The sequence below is a fragment of the Paenibacillus sp. PAMC21692 genome, assembly GCF_014303795.1.
Taxonomy (GTDB): Bacteria; Bacillota; Bacilli; order Paenibacillales; family Paenibacillaceae; genus Pristimantibacillus; species Pristimantibacillus agaridevorans.
In genome coordinates this window covers 253111-266549 of the sequence record NZ_CP060293.1, presented here as the reverse complement: position 1 = coordinate 266549, position 13439 = coordinate 253111, and the positions used below count along the sequence as shown (strand labels likewise).

14 protein-coding genes are annotated in these 13439 nt (G+C 52.8%); 8 read left to right on the top strand and 6 right to left on the bottom strand.

What is annotated here, in order from left to right; all coding sequences use genetic code 11:
• Positions 1-42: 42 nt before the first annotated feature.
• From H7F31_RS01140 to H7F31_RS01130, 3 genes are all read left to right on the top strand, one after another.
• A complete protein-coding gene (locus tag H7F31_RS01140; RefSeq protein ID WP_187102647.1) occupies positions 43-411 on the top strand; it encodes a hypothetical protein in 369 nt (122 codons plus the stop codon).
• The gene (gene yidC, locus H7F31_RS01135; protein ID WP_187102646.1) at positions 336-1253 is read left to right on the top strand and encodes a membrane protein insertase YidC; all 918 of its coding nucleotides are present in this window, start codon (positions 336-338) and stop codon (positions 1251-1253) included. The genes H7F31_RS01140 and yidC overlap by 76 nt, the downstream gene beginning before the upstream one ends.
• 356 nt (positions 1254-1609) lie before the next feature.
• Positions 1610-1825, top strand: coding sequence for a cold-shock protein (locus H7F31_RS01130; protein ID WP_087571338.1), 216 nt, complete (start codon positions 1610-1612; stop codon positions 1823-1825).
• 290 nt (positions 1826-2115) lie between these two features.
• Here H7F31_RS01130 and H7F31_RS01125 read toward each other — a convergent pair whose 3' ends face one another.
• Together H7F31_RS01125 and H7F31_RS01120 are read right to left on the bottom strand one after the other, a co-directional pair.
• Positions 2116-3801, bottom strand: coding sequence for a response regulator (locus H7F31_RS01125; protein ID WP_187102645.1), 1686 nt, complete (start codon positions 3799-3801; stop codon positions 2116-2118).
• Positions 3798-5711, bottom strand: coding sequence for a cache domain-containing sensor histidine kinase (locus H7F31_RS01120; protein WP_187102644.1), 1914 nt, complete (start codon positions 5709-5711; stop codon positions 3798-3800). Before H7F31_RS01120 ends, H7F31_RS01125 begins: the two co-directional genes overlap by 4 nt.
• Before the next feature lie 185 nt (positions 5712-5896).
• On the opposite strand from H7F31_RS01120, the gene H7F31_RS01115 reads away from it, so the two are divergent.
• The 5 genes from H7F31_RS01115 (at position 5897) to H7F31_RS01095 (ending at position 9984) form a co-directional block, all read left to right on the top strand.
• The gene (locus tag H7F31_RS01115; RefSeq protein ID WP_187102643.1) at positions 5897-6814 is read left to right on the top strand and encodes a carbohydrate ABC transporter permease; all 918 of its coding nucleotides are present in this window, start codon (positions 5897-5899) and stop codon (positions 6812-6814) included.
• Positions 6814-7647, top strand: a complete 834-nt coding sequence (locus H7F31_RS01110; protein WP_187102642.1) for a carbohydrate ABC transporter permease — start codon at positions 6814-6816, stop codon at positions 7645-7647. The genes H7F31_RS01115 and H7F31_RS01110 overlap by 1 nt, the downstream gene beginning before the upstream one ends.
• Positions 7648-7825: 178 nt before the next feature.
• Positions 7826-9136 (top strand): ABC transporter substrate-binding protein, encoded by a 1311-nt coding sequence (locus tag H7F31_RS01105; RefSeq protein ID WP_261800259.1) that lies wholly within the window; start codon positions 7826-7828, stop codon positions 9134-9136.
• Positions 9137-9436: 300 nt separating this feature from the next.
• Positions 9437-9661, top strand: a complete 225-nt coding sequence (locus tag H7F31_RS01100) for a hypothetical protein (protein WP_187102640.1) — start codon at positions 9437-9439, stop codon at positions 9659-9661.
• A 137-nt stretch (positions 9662-9798) separates the two neighbouring features.
• The gene (locus H7F31_RS01095) at positions 9799-9984 is read left to right on the top strand and encodes a hypothetical protein (RefSeq protein ID WP_187102639.1); all 186 of its coding nucleotides are present in this window, start codon (positions 9799-9801) and stop codon (positions 9982-9984) included.
• Positions 9985-10499: 515 nt separating this feature from the next.
• On the opposite strand, the gene H7F31_RS01090 is transcribed toward H7F31_RS01095, so the two are convergent.
• The 4 genes from H7F31_RS01090 to H7F31_RS34090 all read right to left on the bottom strand — a co-directional run bounded on the left by H7F31_RS01090 (position 10500) and on the right by H7F31_RS34090 (position 13436).
• Positions 10500-11711 carry an IS4 family transposase gene (locus H7F31_RS01090; RefSeq protein WP_187101916.1) on the bottom strand — a complete coding sequence of 404 codons (1212 nt, stop codon included), beginning with the start codon at positions 11709-11711 and terminating at the stop codon, positions 10500-10502.
• A 263-nt stretch (positions 11712-11974) separates the two neighbouring features.
• On the bottom strand, positions 11975-12082 hold the full coding sequence (locus H7F31_RS34525; RefSeq protein ID WP_397374627.1) for a DUF5946 family protein: 108 nt from the start codon (positions 12080-12082) through the stop codon (positions 11975-11977).
• Positions 12083-12236: 154 nt separating this feature from the next.
• Complete coding sequence (locus H7F31_RS01085) at positions 12237-13181, bottom strand: copper amine oxidase N-terminal domain-containing protein (protein ID WP_187102638.1); 945 nt, start codon at positions 13179-13181, stop codon at positions 12237-12239.
• Positions 13182-13232: 51 nt separating this feature from the next.
• A complete protein-coding gene (locus H7F31_RS34090; RefSeq protein ID WP_261800258.1) occupies positions 13233-13436 on the bottom strand; it encodes a DUF3885 domain-containing protein in 204 nt (67 codons plus the stop codon).
• Positions 13437-13439: the final 3 nt, after the last annotated feature.

Here is a 13439-nt window from a genome sequence, read left to right as displayed (position 1 = left end):
TTAGAATGGAATTAACGAATACGGAAGGGAGGGAATGCGAAGATGTTGGAACTGGAGCTGCACGATTGGCTGCCGTATTTATTTTCGATCAGCTTGTTATGCACGATCGCTTATTCGTACAGCATCCATCTGCGGGAAGCAAGCGCGGAATACGCGAAGGGCACCGCAAAGATGCAAATATGGATCATCGCCCTGCCGCAGCTGGCGACCTTTGTCATGGCGGTCGGCCTTTGGCTGATCCGCTATGTGAAGCGAAAGTCGGCGCCGGATGATGACGATTCGGCCTGCACGTCCTCGTTGGAGACGCAACCACACAACCAACGAGGAGGCTATATATGCCAAGTAATCAATCAACCGGATCAACCGCCGCATTCCCGTCCCGTTCCAAGACGATACGAATTATCGGTATAACGCTGCTGCTCGTGAGCCTGTTCGCCCTTACCGGCTGCGGCAATACGACGGGCGAAATTAACGGAGACACGCCTGGCGTGTTTAACCACTACGTCATTTATCCGCTGTCTGAGTTCATCGTTTGGATGGCTGGCCTGTTCCAGGACAGTTACGGGCTGGCGATCATGGCGATCACGATCATAATCCGTCTTGTCTTGTTCCCGCTCATGCTTCGCCAGTATAAGTCGCAGATGACGATGAAGGGCAAGATGGCGGCGCTTCAGCCGGAGCTGAAAGAGCTCGAAGCCAAATACAAGGACAAGAAGGACGCAGACAGCCTGGCGAAGAAGCAGCAAGAGATGATGGCGCTGTATCAAAAGCATAACGTGAATCCGCTCGCGATCGGCTGCCTGCCCATGCTGATCCAGATGCCGATTCTGATGGGGCTGTACTCCGCGATACGGATGACGCCGGAGCTGTCCACCCATTCCTTCTTGTGGTTCAAGCTCGGCGAACCGGATATGCTTCTGCCGATCATCGCCGCCATCGTCTATTTCATACAATTCAAGGTCACCCAGGCCGGCAATACGAATGATCAGGCCAAACAGCTGGCCTTCCTGGGTTATCTCTCGCCGATTATGATGGGGGCGTTCGCGATGTTCGCGCCGGCGGCGATCTCGCTGTACTGGGTCACGGGCGGCTTGTTTATGATCGCCCAGTCCTTTCTGTTGGGCAAGCTGTTTAAGCCGGAGACGAAGGTCGGCCCGGATGGACCGGGCAACTCGGGCAACCCTGGCAACCCTGGCAACGGCAAAGGTGCTACGAAAAAGAAAGGCGTTGCGGCGGAAAGCGGCAAGGCCTGATAGGCGGAAGTGAAGGGATGGAGCAAAATGGGGATATATGCCTAAAGTCCCACATAATTTCACCCCGAATTGCGTATAAATAACTTGTCCGGTTGTATAAAGCCTGCTAATCCTGCTCCCGAGGTTCAAGTCATTACGGAGTCGGGGCCGGGGCCGAATCGTTTGCCTTTTATGGGCGAACATGGTACAATAATCGATATTTGAAAATGCTAGGCATGACCTTTCCACAAACGAGGCCGGCCTTATAGACGAAAACTGCCCTACCCGCAAAAGTGGGGGCAGTTTTCCGTTTTTTGGCGGTGTTGCTCGTCCGGACCGGGCATGAGTCAATGCGAAAGCGCGAAGGAGGCTTGGCCATGTATAATCGTAAAAAACCGCTAGAAGAAATCCCGCAGGAAAACACGAAAATATGGGCATGCGAGACGGAAGGCTGCAACAGCTGGATGAGAGACAACTTTTCGTTCGATCGTACTCCGACTTGCCTGATGTGTAACGCGCCGATGGTCAGCAGCGAAAGAATGCTGCCTGCGATCGTCAATTCGACGGCAGTTGTGTCCGAGATGAAAGGCTAGCAAGCATTGGTTCGGCGAAGAATGCATTAGCAACGTAAGCAGGAACAACCCCGGAACGCGGCGATGCCGACGGCCCGGGGTTGTTGTCGTATAGGCGGTTTAGCGGCTATGGTCGGTTGCTGGCCGCGTATCGCATGACGGACTGCGCTTGCGCGGATGGGTAATGGCCCCGGCATGAAAGGCCTCAGATGCGTAGTCGGAGTGGCCCAGCAGCATCGGACAGGCCTTAGATGCGCAGGCGGAGTACCCACGGTATTGGCCAGGACTTGTCGTCATTCGTGCCGTCGCTCCTACCGCCCGCCGTAGTGCTGCTTGCGATAGTCGCCGGGCGTGCAGCCGGTCCACTTCTTGAACACCTTGCTGAAGTACTTCTCGTCCTGAAAGCCGACCTGCTCCGCGATTTGCGATATTCGCAGACTGGCATTGCCGAGCAGCTCCTTGGCCCGCTTCATCCGGATGCCCGCGATATAATCGGAGACGTTCTCGTTCATCTCTTGCTTGAACTTGCGGGAGATATACTCGCGGCTAAGGAAGAAGCGGCTAGCGACGTCCTGCAGCGTAATATCCTCATGGGCATGCTGCTCCAGAAACAACGCGATCTCGTGGATGATCCCCTTCTCCTTGTCGGCCGACGAGAGCAGCTTGGAGATCGTCTCCATCTCCTCGGTCACTGCTTCCTTCCAGGCCTCGTAGTGAAAACCTCCCGAAGGATGAAGCGGAAGCGGTCTCGTCGTCGAGAGGCCGTTATCTCTGCTCTTAGTCTCGTCTTCCTTTCCATGAAGCAGCTTCTCCTCCGAGGTAGCCGGCTTCTCCGCCAGCACGGTGTCGCCACCATCGGATTCCCCCAGCCAGATTGCCTTCGTCCGCTCGAAGTGTTCACGCCAGTCCAGCAAACCCTCGAAGGACAGATAACCGCTCCCCTCGATGACCGAGAACCATGCGTCGAGCGCCCGCCGCAGCTGGTCCCTGTTGCCGCTTTGGACCGCGAAACGGAGCTGCTCCTCATGATCGTGGAAGGAGAGCAAGGTTGCGCCGCGCTTACTCCCGGTATCGTCGAAGGAGACGACATGATCGCTGCTCCGGCTCAGGACATTGCGGCGCAGCAGGGCTAGTCTCGCTTGCCGGTAGGAGGTCAGCGCTTCCGAAGGGAACGCCGCAGGCTGCCCCAGCCCGAAGTCGAAGGACGCCTTCATAGCCAGCCGCATAGCTTCTCGAATGTCCCCAAGCAAGACCGCCGCCCCGGCGCATTCGCCCCAGAAGAGCAAGACCAGCTCCTGCTCCTTGCCCCAGTACCGGAAGGCATAACCAGCCTCCCTCTCCAGAAGGATCTCGTTGCAAATATTCGTTAGCGCAAAAAACATCAGCTCCTGATCGCCGGGGAACTTCTCGCGTATGCCGGGCGCGGACAGCGATAGGCTGGCCACGGCCGCACGAACAAGCGGGACCGGCGCCGCCAGACGCAGCTCTCGAAGCACCGCGGGGGGCCAGCCTCCCTGGGCTCCGGGCTCGCTGAGCACCGAAGAGAAGTACTGCTCCAGATAAACGGGCTTGAGTTGGTTAAGCTCTATATGGACGGCCCGGCTCATCGCCCGCTCCCGCTCCTCGGCGCGCCAAGCCTCGATGGCCTTGGCAATCGCTCCGTTTAGCTGCTCGGGATCGATCGGCTTTAGAATATAGTCCACGCTGCCGGATTTGACGGCTCCCCGAACGAGTTGGAAGTCATCGTGGCCGCTGATGACGATCGTCTTGCTGCCGGGATGATGGCTGGCGACCCAGGAGAGCAGCGTCGAGCCGTCCATGCCCGGCATCATCATGTCGGTAAAGACCAGTTCCGGCTGCAGGCTTCCGATCAGCTCACTCGCTTCGATGCCGTCGCGCGCTTCGTAAATGTCTTCGATGCCGTACGAATTCCAATCGACGAGCAGCTTGATCGCTTCGCGTACATGTTTCTCGTCGTCGACGATGAGAGCTTTCATGCTTCGTGGCCTCCTTCAAGCGGAATTTGGATGGTGATGGACAGGCCGTGCGGCTGGGCGTGGGAGAGCGTCATCGTCGATTCGGGATGGGATTGCAGCCGCAGCCGCGCCATAATATTGCGAAGCCCGATGCCGCTGTCTCCATCCTCGCCCTTCCGATGGCTTGCGGCTTGCAGGCCAGCCATCGAAAGCTCATGTTGCAGCTCTCGCAGCCGGTCCTCGTCCATGCCGCCGCCGTTATCGCTTACGGTGAGGACAAGCCGCTTTGGCTCGTTCAGCAAGGAGCTTGAGACCAACAGCCGCGACGGTTCTTCGAACGAATGCTGAAAGCCATGCTTAAAGAAATTTTCGAGTAGAGGCTGGAGAATCATTTTCGGCACATGGATGTCACGACTGGCTTCGTCGATTCGCAGTTCTATCTCCAGAGTCGTATCAAAGCGTTGCTTTTGAAGCTCGAGATAAGCGGCGGCGTAATCAAGCTCGCTCCTGAGCTCTACCGAGTCGTCCATGTTGTTCATCTGGTAGCGCATCAGCTTGCCGAGCGACGTAATAAGCGAATAAGCCTTCGTGTCGCCGTTCTGGAGCGATACGGTCCCGATGGATTGCAAAGCGTTGTACAGGAAGTGGGGATTGACCTGCGCCTGCAGCGCCTTGAGCTCGTTCGTCTTGCTGGCGATCTCCAGGCGGTATTCCGTCATGATGAGGTGATTGATCTTGCCCATCATGGAGCGGAACCGCTTGGCAAGCAGACCGATCTCGTCATTTGTCTCGATATCGATGGAGACGTTTAGATTGCCCGTTTCGATCTTGTTTACATAGCCGATCAGCCGCAGCAACGGCTTGGTAAACCGGATGGAGATGATCAGCGTCGCGATGACGACGATGCCGAGGAATGCGGCGCCAACGGCGGTATTTAGCTTGGCGATGCTGTTCGCGGTGCCGTAGAGATGCTGGTAAGGCGTTTGCTTGATAAGGTACCAGTCCATAAAAGGCGTCACGATCCGATCATAGAAGACGATGCCGTCGAAGCCGTCTTGCTTCCATTCGAAGTGGCCGGTATCCGCTCCGGACAACAAGATGGTGTCCATGAGCGCCGTTCCGGGTCCTGCCGGCTCTTTCTCCTTGTTATCGGCGGTCTTCTCCGACTCTTCTTGAACGCCGATGCTTGTCCCTTTGTCCCCGATGGGGGAGGACAATACGAGCTTGCCCTCGCTGTCCGCGATGTAGAATGCCTCCTTGCCGGCATCGTACAGCTGCGCATTAAGCGAAGCCAGGACGCTGAGCCTCACATCGATGGACAGCTCCGCGAGCAGCTCATCGCTTGGCGCGCGAATAATGGGGCGGTGGAGCGTGAACACGGGCTCGTCGTCCGGCGAAGACTTTAGGTCCAAGCCGTAATTATGGCTGGCATGCGCCGGCTCGATATACGCCTTGGTCGTCTCGATGTCGAGCGGCTCGGGATGCCGGCCAACCTTAAGATCGTCAGCCCAGAGCAGATAGGTCGTATTCTGCTTGACCACGTACAGCCGCACTTTATGGAATTCGCTCACGCTCTGAAAAATATTGTAGAGATGATCCTTCAGCAGATTGCGATTTCGGATGACGTCGGTGAGATCATTAGGGAACACCTCGTCCTCCATGCCGTGCTCCAGAATGTAGTACAGCGATTGCGGCACGTTCATGGCGTTGTATACGGCGAGGGACTTCTGGTTAATATTGCTCATATAGTTCAGCGTATTCGTCTTGCCGAGAGAAAGCAGCCTGTTGTTATTCGAGATGGCTTCCCGAGTGACGGATTCCGTAGTTGCCTTGTAAGAGATGAACATAGATGTGGCAATGGGCAGAATCGTCACGATCAGCAGCAGCGCCATCAACTTCTGGCGAATCGTATGGAAGGGCTTTCTTAACATTGCGCAGCTCACCTCGTTTCGGGCATGATGGTCGGGGACCGCCATAACTTTTGCCTGAATAAACAGTAACCGAATGAACGTATTCCGGTCAATATATTCCACCCTTCTCATCATCATTGCCCGTCTCCGGGTGCCGCTTTAAGTTCTATACTAAGAGCACACAACGAAAGAAGGGACGATGACCTATGGCATCTGGCAAAACTATCGGCAAGCCGGCCGCGAAGCGCGCGAACTGGAGCGAGTGGCTGCAGCAGACCGTATTCGTCGGACCGGGACTGATCGCATTTATCATCATCGTGCTGATCCCGTTCGGCATGGGATTCTATTATACGTTCACGGAGTGGAACGGCCTTGATCTTGGCAATGCCAAGTGGACGGGCATGACCAATATAACGCGTATCCTGACCGATGATCCAAGATTCTGGCAAGCCTTCTGGTTTACGGCGAAGTTCACGCTGGCGGCCGTCACGGTGACGAATGCGCTGGCATTCCTGCTGTCGCTGCTGCTAACGCAGAATCTTAGGAGCAAAGGCGTGCTGCGCACGATCTTCTTCCTGCCCAACGTGATCGGCGGTTTGCTGCTGGGCTACATCTGGTATTTCATCTTCGTCCGCGGCTTCGGCGCGATCGGAGAGGCTACGGGCATCGGCTTCTTCAAGCTTCAATGGCTGGGGACGCCGGAGACGGCATTTTGGGGCATAGTCATCGTCTTCGTATGGCAGACGGCTGGCTATATGATGATCATTTACATTGCGGCGATTATCGGCGTTCCCAAGGACCTTATGGAGGCGGCACGCATCGACGGGGCCAACCGCTGGCAAATTCTGCGCTCCATTCTGGTTCCGCTCATCATGCCAGCGATTACAATCTGTTTATTTCTGACGACGTCCAATGCGTTTAAAATGTTTGACCTTAACCTCTCATTGACCGGCGGAGGTCCCGGCAACTCCTCGGAATCGATCGCGCTGAACATCTATCGCGAGGCGCTGGTGAACAATCGTTACGGCTTGGGGACGGCGAAGGCGATGCTCTTCTTCTTCTGCGTCGCGCTCATCACGATTACGCAGGTCTGGTTCACCAAGAAACGGGAGGTGGAAGCCTGATGGAGACGAGATCGAGATACACTTCCGCCACGTTGCTGCTAGAGATTGCCGGCGTGTTGGCAGCGCTGCTCTTTCTGGGGCCGTTCTACTTCCTGATCGTCAATTCGTTCAAGAAACTCAAGGACATTTTGCTTAATGCGGCTTCGCTGCCCGAGACTTGGGCCATCACGAATTTCAAAAAAGCGTGGGTCGCCATCGATTTCCCCGTCGTCTTTATGAACTCGGTTATTATTACGTCTATCAGCGTTCTGGCGCTGGTCGTGATCAGCTCTATGATGGCCTATCGTCTCGTACGCAGGCCGACAATGTTCAACAAGCTGTTGCTGACGGTGCTGGTCGCCGCCATGATCATTCCGTTCCAGTCGGTCATGCTGCCGCTGATGCGAATCACGTCGCTGTTCGAACTTCGCGGCGAGCTGTACGGCATCGTGCTCTGTTATATGGGCTTCGGGATCTCCTTGTCGATGTTCCTTTATCACGGCTTCATCAAGTCCGTGCCGCTTGAGATCGAGGAGGCCGCGGTCGTCGACGGCTGCTCGCCCTACGGCGTATTCTGGCGGATTGTATTCCCGCTGCTGAAGCCGATCACGGTCACGGTCATGATTCTGAACGTGCTGTGGATCTGGAACGACTACCTGCTGCCGGTGCTCGTCATTAACGACGCGATGACCACCATCCCGCTTGCGGTGCAGAAATTTTTCGGCCAATATTTACGAAAGTGGGATCTGGCCATGGCTGCGCTCACGCTGAGCACGATTCCGGTCGTTATATTCTTCCTCCTGCTGCAGAAGCATATTATCGAAGGCATTACGGCAGGCTCCGTAAAAGGGTAACGGGTAACTAATCAAAGTTTTCCGCCCGAAGTAATCAAGATTTTACCCCTAACCGTTCAATTTTGTCGGTGTCTGGCGAGGAACGGAGAGGCTTATAATGACGATGTAAGTAGATCGCGAAGCAACTGGACAATAGGGTATGAGGTCACGCACATTTATTTCATGGGAGGTCATGAAGATGAAGAAAAAGATGACGATGGCGTTGGCTTCGGCAGCGCTCCTGGTGGGACTCGCAAGCGGTTGCGGCAACAACAATGCCGGCGGCGCGAACGCCGGAACCAATACGAATGCGGGCGAGGGCGCGGCTACCGAGGCGCCGAAGAAAGACGTCACGATCAAGATCTTCCAATTTAAAGTCGAAATCGCCGAAGCGCTGGAGAAGCTGGCGGCGGAGTACGAGAAGGAGACCGGCGTAAAGGTAGACGTGGAGACGCATGGCGGAGGCGAGGATTACAGCGCGCTTCTCAAGGCGGAGCTGGCGGCCGGCGAGGAACCGGAAATTTTCAATTCCAGCGGCTGGGCGGGCTTCGATCCTTACGTGGATCGCGCTGCGGATCTGAGCGGCGAGGCGTGGGCGAAGGATCTCGTGGAAGCGTCGAAGGCGCAAATTTCGCGCGACGGCAAGCTGCTCGGCATGCCGATGAACCTGGAAGCTTACGGCTTCACGTATAATAAGGATTTGTTCGAGCAGGCGGGTATTTCGGATTTGCCTAAGACCGTAGACGAGTTGTCCGCTGCGGTAGAGAAGCTTAAGTCGGCGGGCATTACGCCGTTCGCGCTTACGTCCGAGTGGTGGTCGATGGGCATTCACACACTGAACATGGCGCTGGCGAACCATGAAGATCCGGCGGCGTTCATCTCCGACGTAAAGGAAGGCAAAGCGACGCTGAAGGATGATCCGACCATGAAAGAATGGATCAAGCTTGTCGACATTATGTTTGCGAACGGCCAGGCCAATGCGCTGACGACGGACTACAACACGCAGGTTGCCGAATTTGCAACCGGCAAATACGCCATTATCCAGCATGGCAACTGGATTCAAGGCATGATCGACGAAGTGGACCCGGATCTTAATCTCGGCATGATGCCGGTGCCGCTGCTGGGCGACACGGCAAATGTATTTACGGGCGTGCCGAACAACTGGATCGTCAACAGCAAGTCCGACCAGGCCGAGGAAGCCAAAGCGTTTCTGAACTGGATGGTGACCTCAGAGACGGGCAAACGTTACATCTCCACCGACTTTAAATTCGTGCCGGCATTGACGTCCATCGAGGCGAACGCGGAAGCCATCGGCGATATCGCGGGCGACTTCGCGGCCTTCTCGCAGGAGCATCCCGATCGGGTTCTGGGCTGGCACTGGGATCATCTGCCGGACGGCATCACGCAGCAATGGGGCGCGGCGATGCAGGAGTACCTCGGCGGTCAAATCTCGGCCGACGACCTGCTCGGCAAGCTGGATAAAGCGGTGCAGGATATTGTGAAGAAGTAAGCAACGGCAATTGGCAATCCGCAATCGGGATATCCCGGCAACGAAGTATGGGCTTAGGCCAGTGCTTCGGGGCCGGGTTTTTATTGGTTTGCTGGAAGACGGTTTTTGGAGGAAGGCTTGGGTTGCTAATAAAGGATAGCTTGGTTTGAATAATGGATGGCTTGCTTATAAAGGATGGCTGGGTAGGGCAGGCTATACGCATAATTTTGCGATGAGGGAGCTTTGATGACCCCTTTGATGAATCTGTATTGAAGGAGCTTGGTGAAGCAGTTTTGGTGAATCTGTAATGAAGGAGCCTTGGTGAATCTGCATGAGGGAGTTGATGCCGGTATGGCGGAGGAAAATGAACGTGCGCATGGGCGACGGAAATCCGGGATAGACGGGAAAGGACAGGATCGGTTTGGCCCGCATGGTGTCGGTCACAATGGACTCGTGACAGAGCGGGATATTGACGCGGAATTCGGTTTGTTTCAGGATGAGGTTCCACTGCCGAAGCATCGAAAGCAGTCGCGAGAAGAAATGTGATGGGGAATAAGCTCGAATGAGTTGGACTATCTGCCAAGAAGCTGGTATACTTGCCGCAGTTGCACTAGAATAAAGCGATTTCAACTTTCTAGTGTGATTAGAATCTAGAACATTCGTTGGCAGGAGTGTTGCATTCCATGAAATACAATTTTATTCGTCCAATTCTTTTGATTGCGACAGCTCTTCTCGTGAAGAGTCTGGTTACCAATCTGTGCATGGTTTTCGGGATGCAGCCGGAGTCGGCAGAGAGTATCGGTTTTATTGCCATGATTGTAGCCGCACTCATTGTCTACACAAGAATTGCCAAGAAGCGGCGCCAATAACGCCCGATACACCGACCTTGCGCTTACTGCCGAGATCGGTGTTTTTCTTTGAAATATAGGAAAGTATATGATTTCGCCATACTATCTCTATATTTCTCGGAATGAAACGCGCCACGCCGCCAAAGGACGACGGTGCCGTTTCACCTTGCCGCTTTTTATTTTGCAATACTCGCTGTGAGCATGCCGTCGAAGTAGCGGGGAGTGAAAGGCTGATGTCAAACGCAGTTGAGTATCCAGTTTTTTGTTGATTTGGTTGAGTAAAGGGAAAACCTCCCGCTAAATCCGCCGAATGAGGGTTTTTGGCTTGAATAAAGGGAAATGTGCCATCTAATTGATTGAATGCGGTATAGGTGGAGCACTTTGAGCGATATTAGTGGGAGTTTGTCCACTAGCGTTGCATTAATGCTTCCACACTCACGTTGTAACACTACAACGTGCTGATTTTCACAAAGTTTTATGTTACCTGCAATTAAAAGACAGCTCCACCTAAGCGTAGGCTACCTTTCCAAAAAAAATTACCTATTTCTTTTCTTTGGCTGTTGTACTCGCACACCAGGCGTTTCCGTGGCTTCTCGCAGCTTAGGTGGACCCGTCTTTCGTTTGGTTACCTTACAGGCTTTTGGGATTCTGTGTACTTCTGTCAGAAAGGCCGACCACCTCTTCGTCGCATACAAGCGAATGAGTCGGAGAATATCCCATGTTGAATGCGTCGTATGGAGCTCACGTTTAACCAGATACGATAATCCGTATCCGACCAATGCTAGATAAATATGATTCCACACCGCGTCCGGTTGATAGCTGTAGAGTTTGGCGAACTTCAGATGCTGCTTCAGCCATTTAAAGAACAGTTCAATTAGCCAGCGATTGCGATAGACGTCCATCAGTTCTTCTGCAGGTAGGTCATGTCTGGTTGTTGCGATCCGATAAAACCGGCCTTGATCATCGTAGAACTCAATGAGGCGTAGTGGTGTTCTCATTTTAGTTTTAGGCTGGTTACCGAGGATAACCACGGCATCGCGAACGATGGTAGAGCGTTCACCCGTGGACGGTCTTTCGCTTTGAACCTCGGCGTAGTGATGATTCGCAAGCCGAATGACGAAATCGATTTTGTTCGTCACCCATTTCTCCATCCTGACATAACAAACGTAACCGCGATCCATGACATAAAGCACGTTGGGATCGACCACAACAAGATCATCCGACCCTGAAAAGTCGCTTATGTTGCCCGTGGAGGGCACGATATGGTCAGGATACGCGGTATGCTCATCGATAAACACCAAGCGAGTATGGACCTTTACACTGTTTTGTTTCTCCGTCACATACGCCCAATCGCCTAAGACAGGCGGCATGCGAAGGCTTGTGGAATCGACGATAGCCAACACGGGCTTCTTTCCCTTTAAAGAAGGTTTGATCGGCTCTCGAAGGGCATGCACCACGGCAGCAAACAAAGCTTGTGTAATCTCGACGGGCAGGCTATTCATGCGACGTGAAAGCTGAGACTTGCTGATGCTTTTCACTTGAAACTCAGCCTGAAACCCTTCATCCGAGCGAATAGCGCTTTCTATGGTACGAAGGGAGTCCCAGTTCAGCAATTGCCCGGTGATAAAAAGTTTGAGCAGCTGAACCGTTTTGAACTGTTTCCGGTAATCCAGAAAAGGGGCAACAAAATCTTGCAAAGGTAAAAGAGAAAGGCATTGACGAACGACCTGTTTATCCGATACACTCATTACGGCTACTCCTTTGTATTGGGTGTATGGATCGGTATCCTACCTCATTACAATGGAGTTTTTTTCATGCTTTGTCCATGAAAAAGGAACACAAAATTACAAAATTAGTTACTTTTAGAAAATTTATTTGCAGTGTAAGCTTTGATGCAACGCTAGTGGAGTTTGTCCGTCTAAGTTCCTTTTATCAGTTAGCGTGTTTTAAATAGAGGGAACATTTCCTATTAATTTGTGGAAATGGATGGATTGTGTATGCGTTGCGTAGATCACGTTATTGCATCTTCCGTATATCTGGCAGGGTGTTGAAGCTTATAACAAGCGACGATATAAAAATGTTCGCGTTGCAAAGCGGGATCATCATATTCCCATGAAATAATGATCCCTAGCTTGCCTCAGCAACCAATCTGTCATTCATCGGGGCTCCGCATCCTGACAAGTTTGATTAGAACCCTTGCTTTCGGACATGGTTGTACTCCTTACCCATGGATGGAAGAACGAGTTGAAATCGACTTAACGTCGACTTAACGATTACTGCTCCCGAAATTCCATGTCTTCCAGGATATCTTCAAAATCTTGAATCGAATTTTTATAGGTTACCTCGTACGAGGAGTTTCGGATGCTATAAAACCGGGAGCCTGTCTTGAACACGACGAGAGTGTCGATACGTTTGTCCCAGTCTAGATGGTTAACGTAGGTCAATTGCAGAGCATCGTAACCGAATAACTCGATTTGTTTTTCCTCCACGATATCTTTACTGGATAGGGATGCCGTGTCTTTGGCACGATCTAAGTAGGAGTCCAGCTTCATATCCCTAGTTTCGTCGGTTAGAGGGTCGGCGGCAATAAATAACATCGTGTGGTTAAAGTAACGCAATGCCAATTGCAATTGCCCGGCCTCTTCCACGCTAATGTAATCTTGAACCAATTCGTCGTCTTCAGCAACGATGTTTTCGAGACCGGACATGTTTCTCCAAAGACCATAGGCGTTAAACTGGAATTGGCCATCTGCGCTGGCATAGCGATTTTTGCTATAGATGACCGCTGTTCGATTCGCTGAATCCCACTCTACCTTGGATTCAACGGATTCCGAGATGAAGCGAAGGGGAACGAAGGTCGTTTTATTCTTCAGCTTAGGCGCTACTGGCAATGTGATGGATTTGCCGTTAACTTTGGCAACCGGATTGTCGATTTGTAATTCAATATGTATACCTTCTTTTTCCCCAGTAACCGTGCGAGTGTCGGGATCCCATCCAATGGTAAGTCCCAGCTTCTCGAAGATCGGCCTGAAGGGAACGAGGGTTGTGGATTTTTCGATAAACGGCTGTTCGCCGAAAGTCATGGTGTTGGCGTCTAATACAACGCGGACGGGGGGATGAGAGGTTGTTGAAGCTTGAGCATGAACAATCCCGGACCCTGCAAATAACATGGTCATGATTAATAGTAACCCTGCGGGGCGTTTGAATAATTTAAACATAAGCACTCATCCTCTACTTGTGTATTCAGCCTGTAAAATCCTCTTTAATCCTCATATTCCGAATGAATAACGGTGGAACACATGGTCGACCCTCTCCCGGTCATAATCCAGAATCCAGTCATTATAGGTATGATATAACGCTTGAAGCGGTCCCGTTGCGTTCGACACGATGTCCAAGCCTCTGCTGTCGTAAAAGTGAAAGATGGTATCCCGTGTCGCGTTGAAGATATAGATTCTATAATCTGAGGAAAGCAAGTT

Coding starts and splice junctions, on each gene's coding strand:
- H7F31_RS01115 (WP_187102643.1), top strand. CDS start 5,897: ATGGCATCTGGCAAAACTATCGGCAAGCCGGCCGCGAAGCGCGCGAAC.
- H7F31_RS01140 (WP_187102647.1), top strand. CDS start 43: ATGTTGGAACTGGAGCTGCACGATTGGCTGCCGTATTTATTTTCGATC.
- H7F31_RS01110 (WP_187102642.1), top strand. CDS start 6,814: ATGGAGACGAGATCGAGATACACTTCCGCCACGTTGCTGCTAGAGATT.
- H7F31_RS01120 (WP_187102644.1), bottom strand. CDS start 5,711: ATGTTAAGAAAGCCCTTCCATACGATTCGCCAGAAGTTGATGGCGCTG.
- H7F31_RS01095 (WP_187102639.1), top strand. CDS start 9,799: ATGAAATACAATTTTATTCGTCCAATTCTTTTGATTGCGACAGCTCTT.
- H7F31_RS01130 (WP_087571338.1), top strand. CDS start 1,610: ATGTATAATCGTAAAAAACCGCTAGAAGAAATCCCGCAGGAAAACACG.
- yidC (WP_187102646.1), top strand. CDS start 336: ATGCCAAGTAATCAATCAACCGGATCAACCGCCGCATTCCCGTCCCGT.
- H7F31_RS01090 (WP_187101916.1), bottom strand. CDS start 11,711: ATGAGTGTATCGGATAAACAGGTCGTTCGTCAATGCCTTTCTCTTTTA.
- H7F31_RS01125 (WP_187102645.1), bottom strand. CDS start 3,801: ATGAAAGCTCTCATCGTCGACGACGAGAAACATGTACGCGAAGCGATC.
- H7F31_RS01105 (WP_261800259.1), top strand. CDS start 7,826: ATGAAGAAAAAGATGACGATGGCGTTGGCTTCGGCAGCGCTCCTGGTG.
- H7F31_RS01085 (WP_187102638.1), bottom strand. CDS start 13,181: ATGTTTAAATTATTCAAACGCCCCGCAGGGTTACTATTAATCATGACC.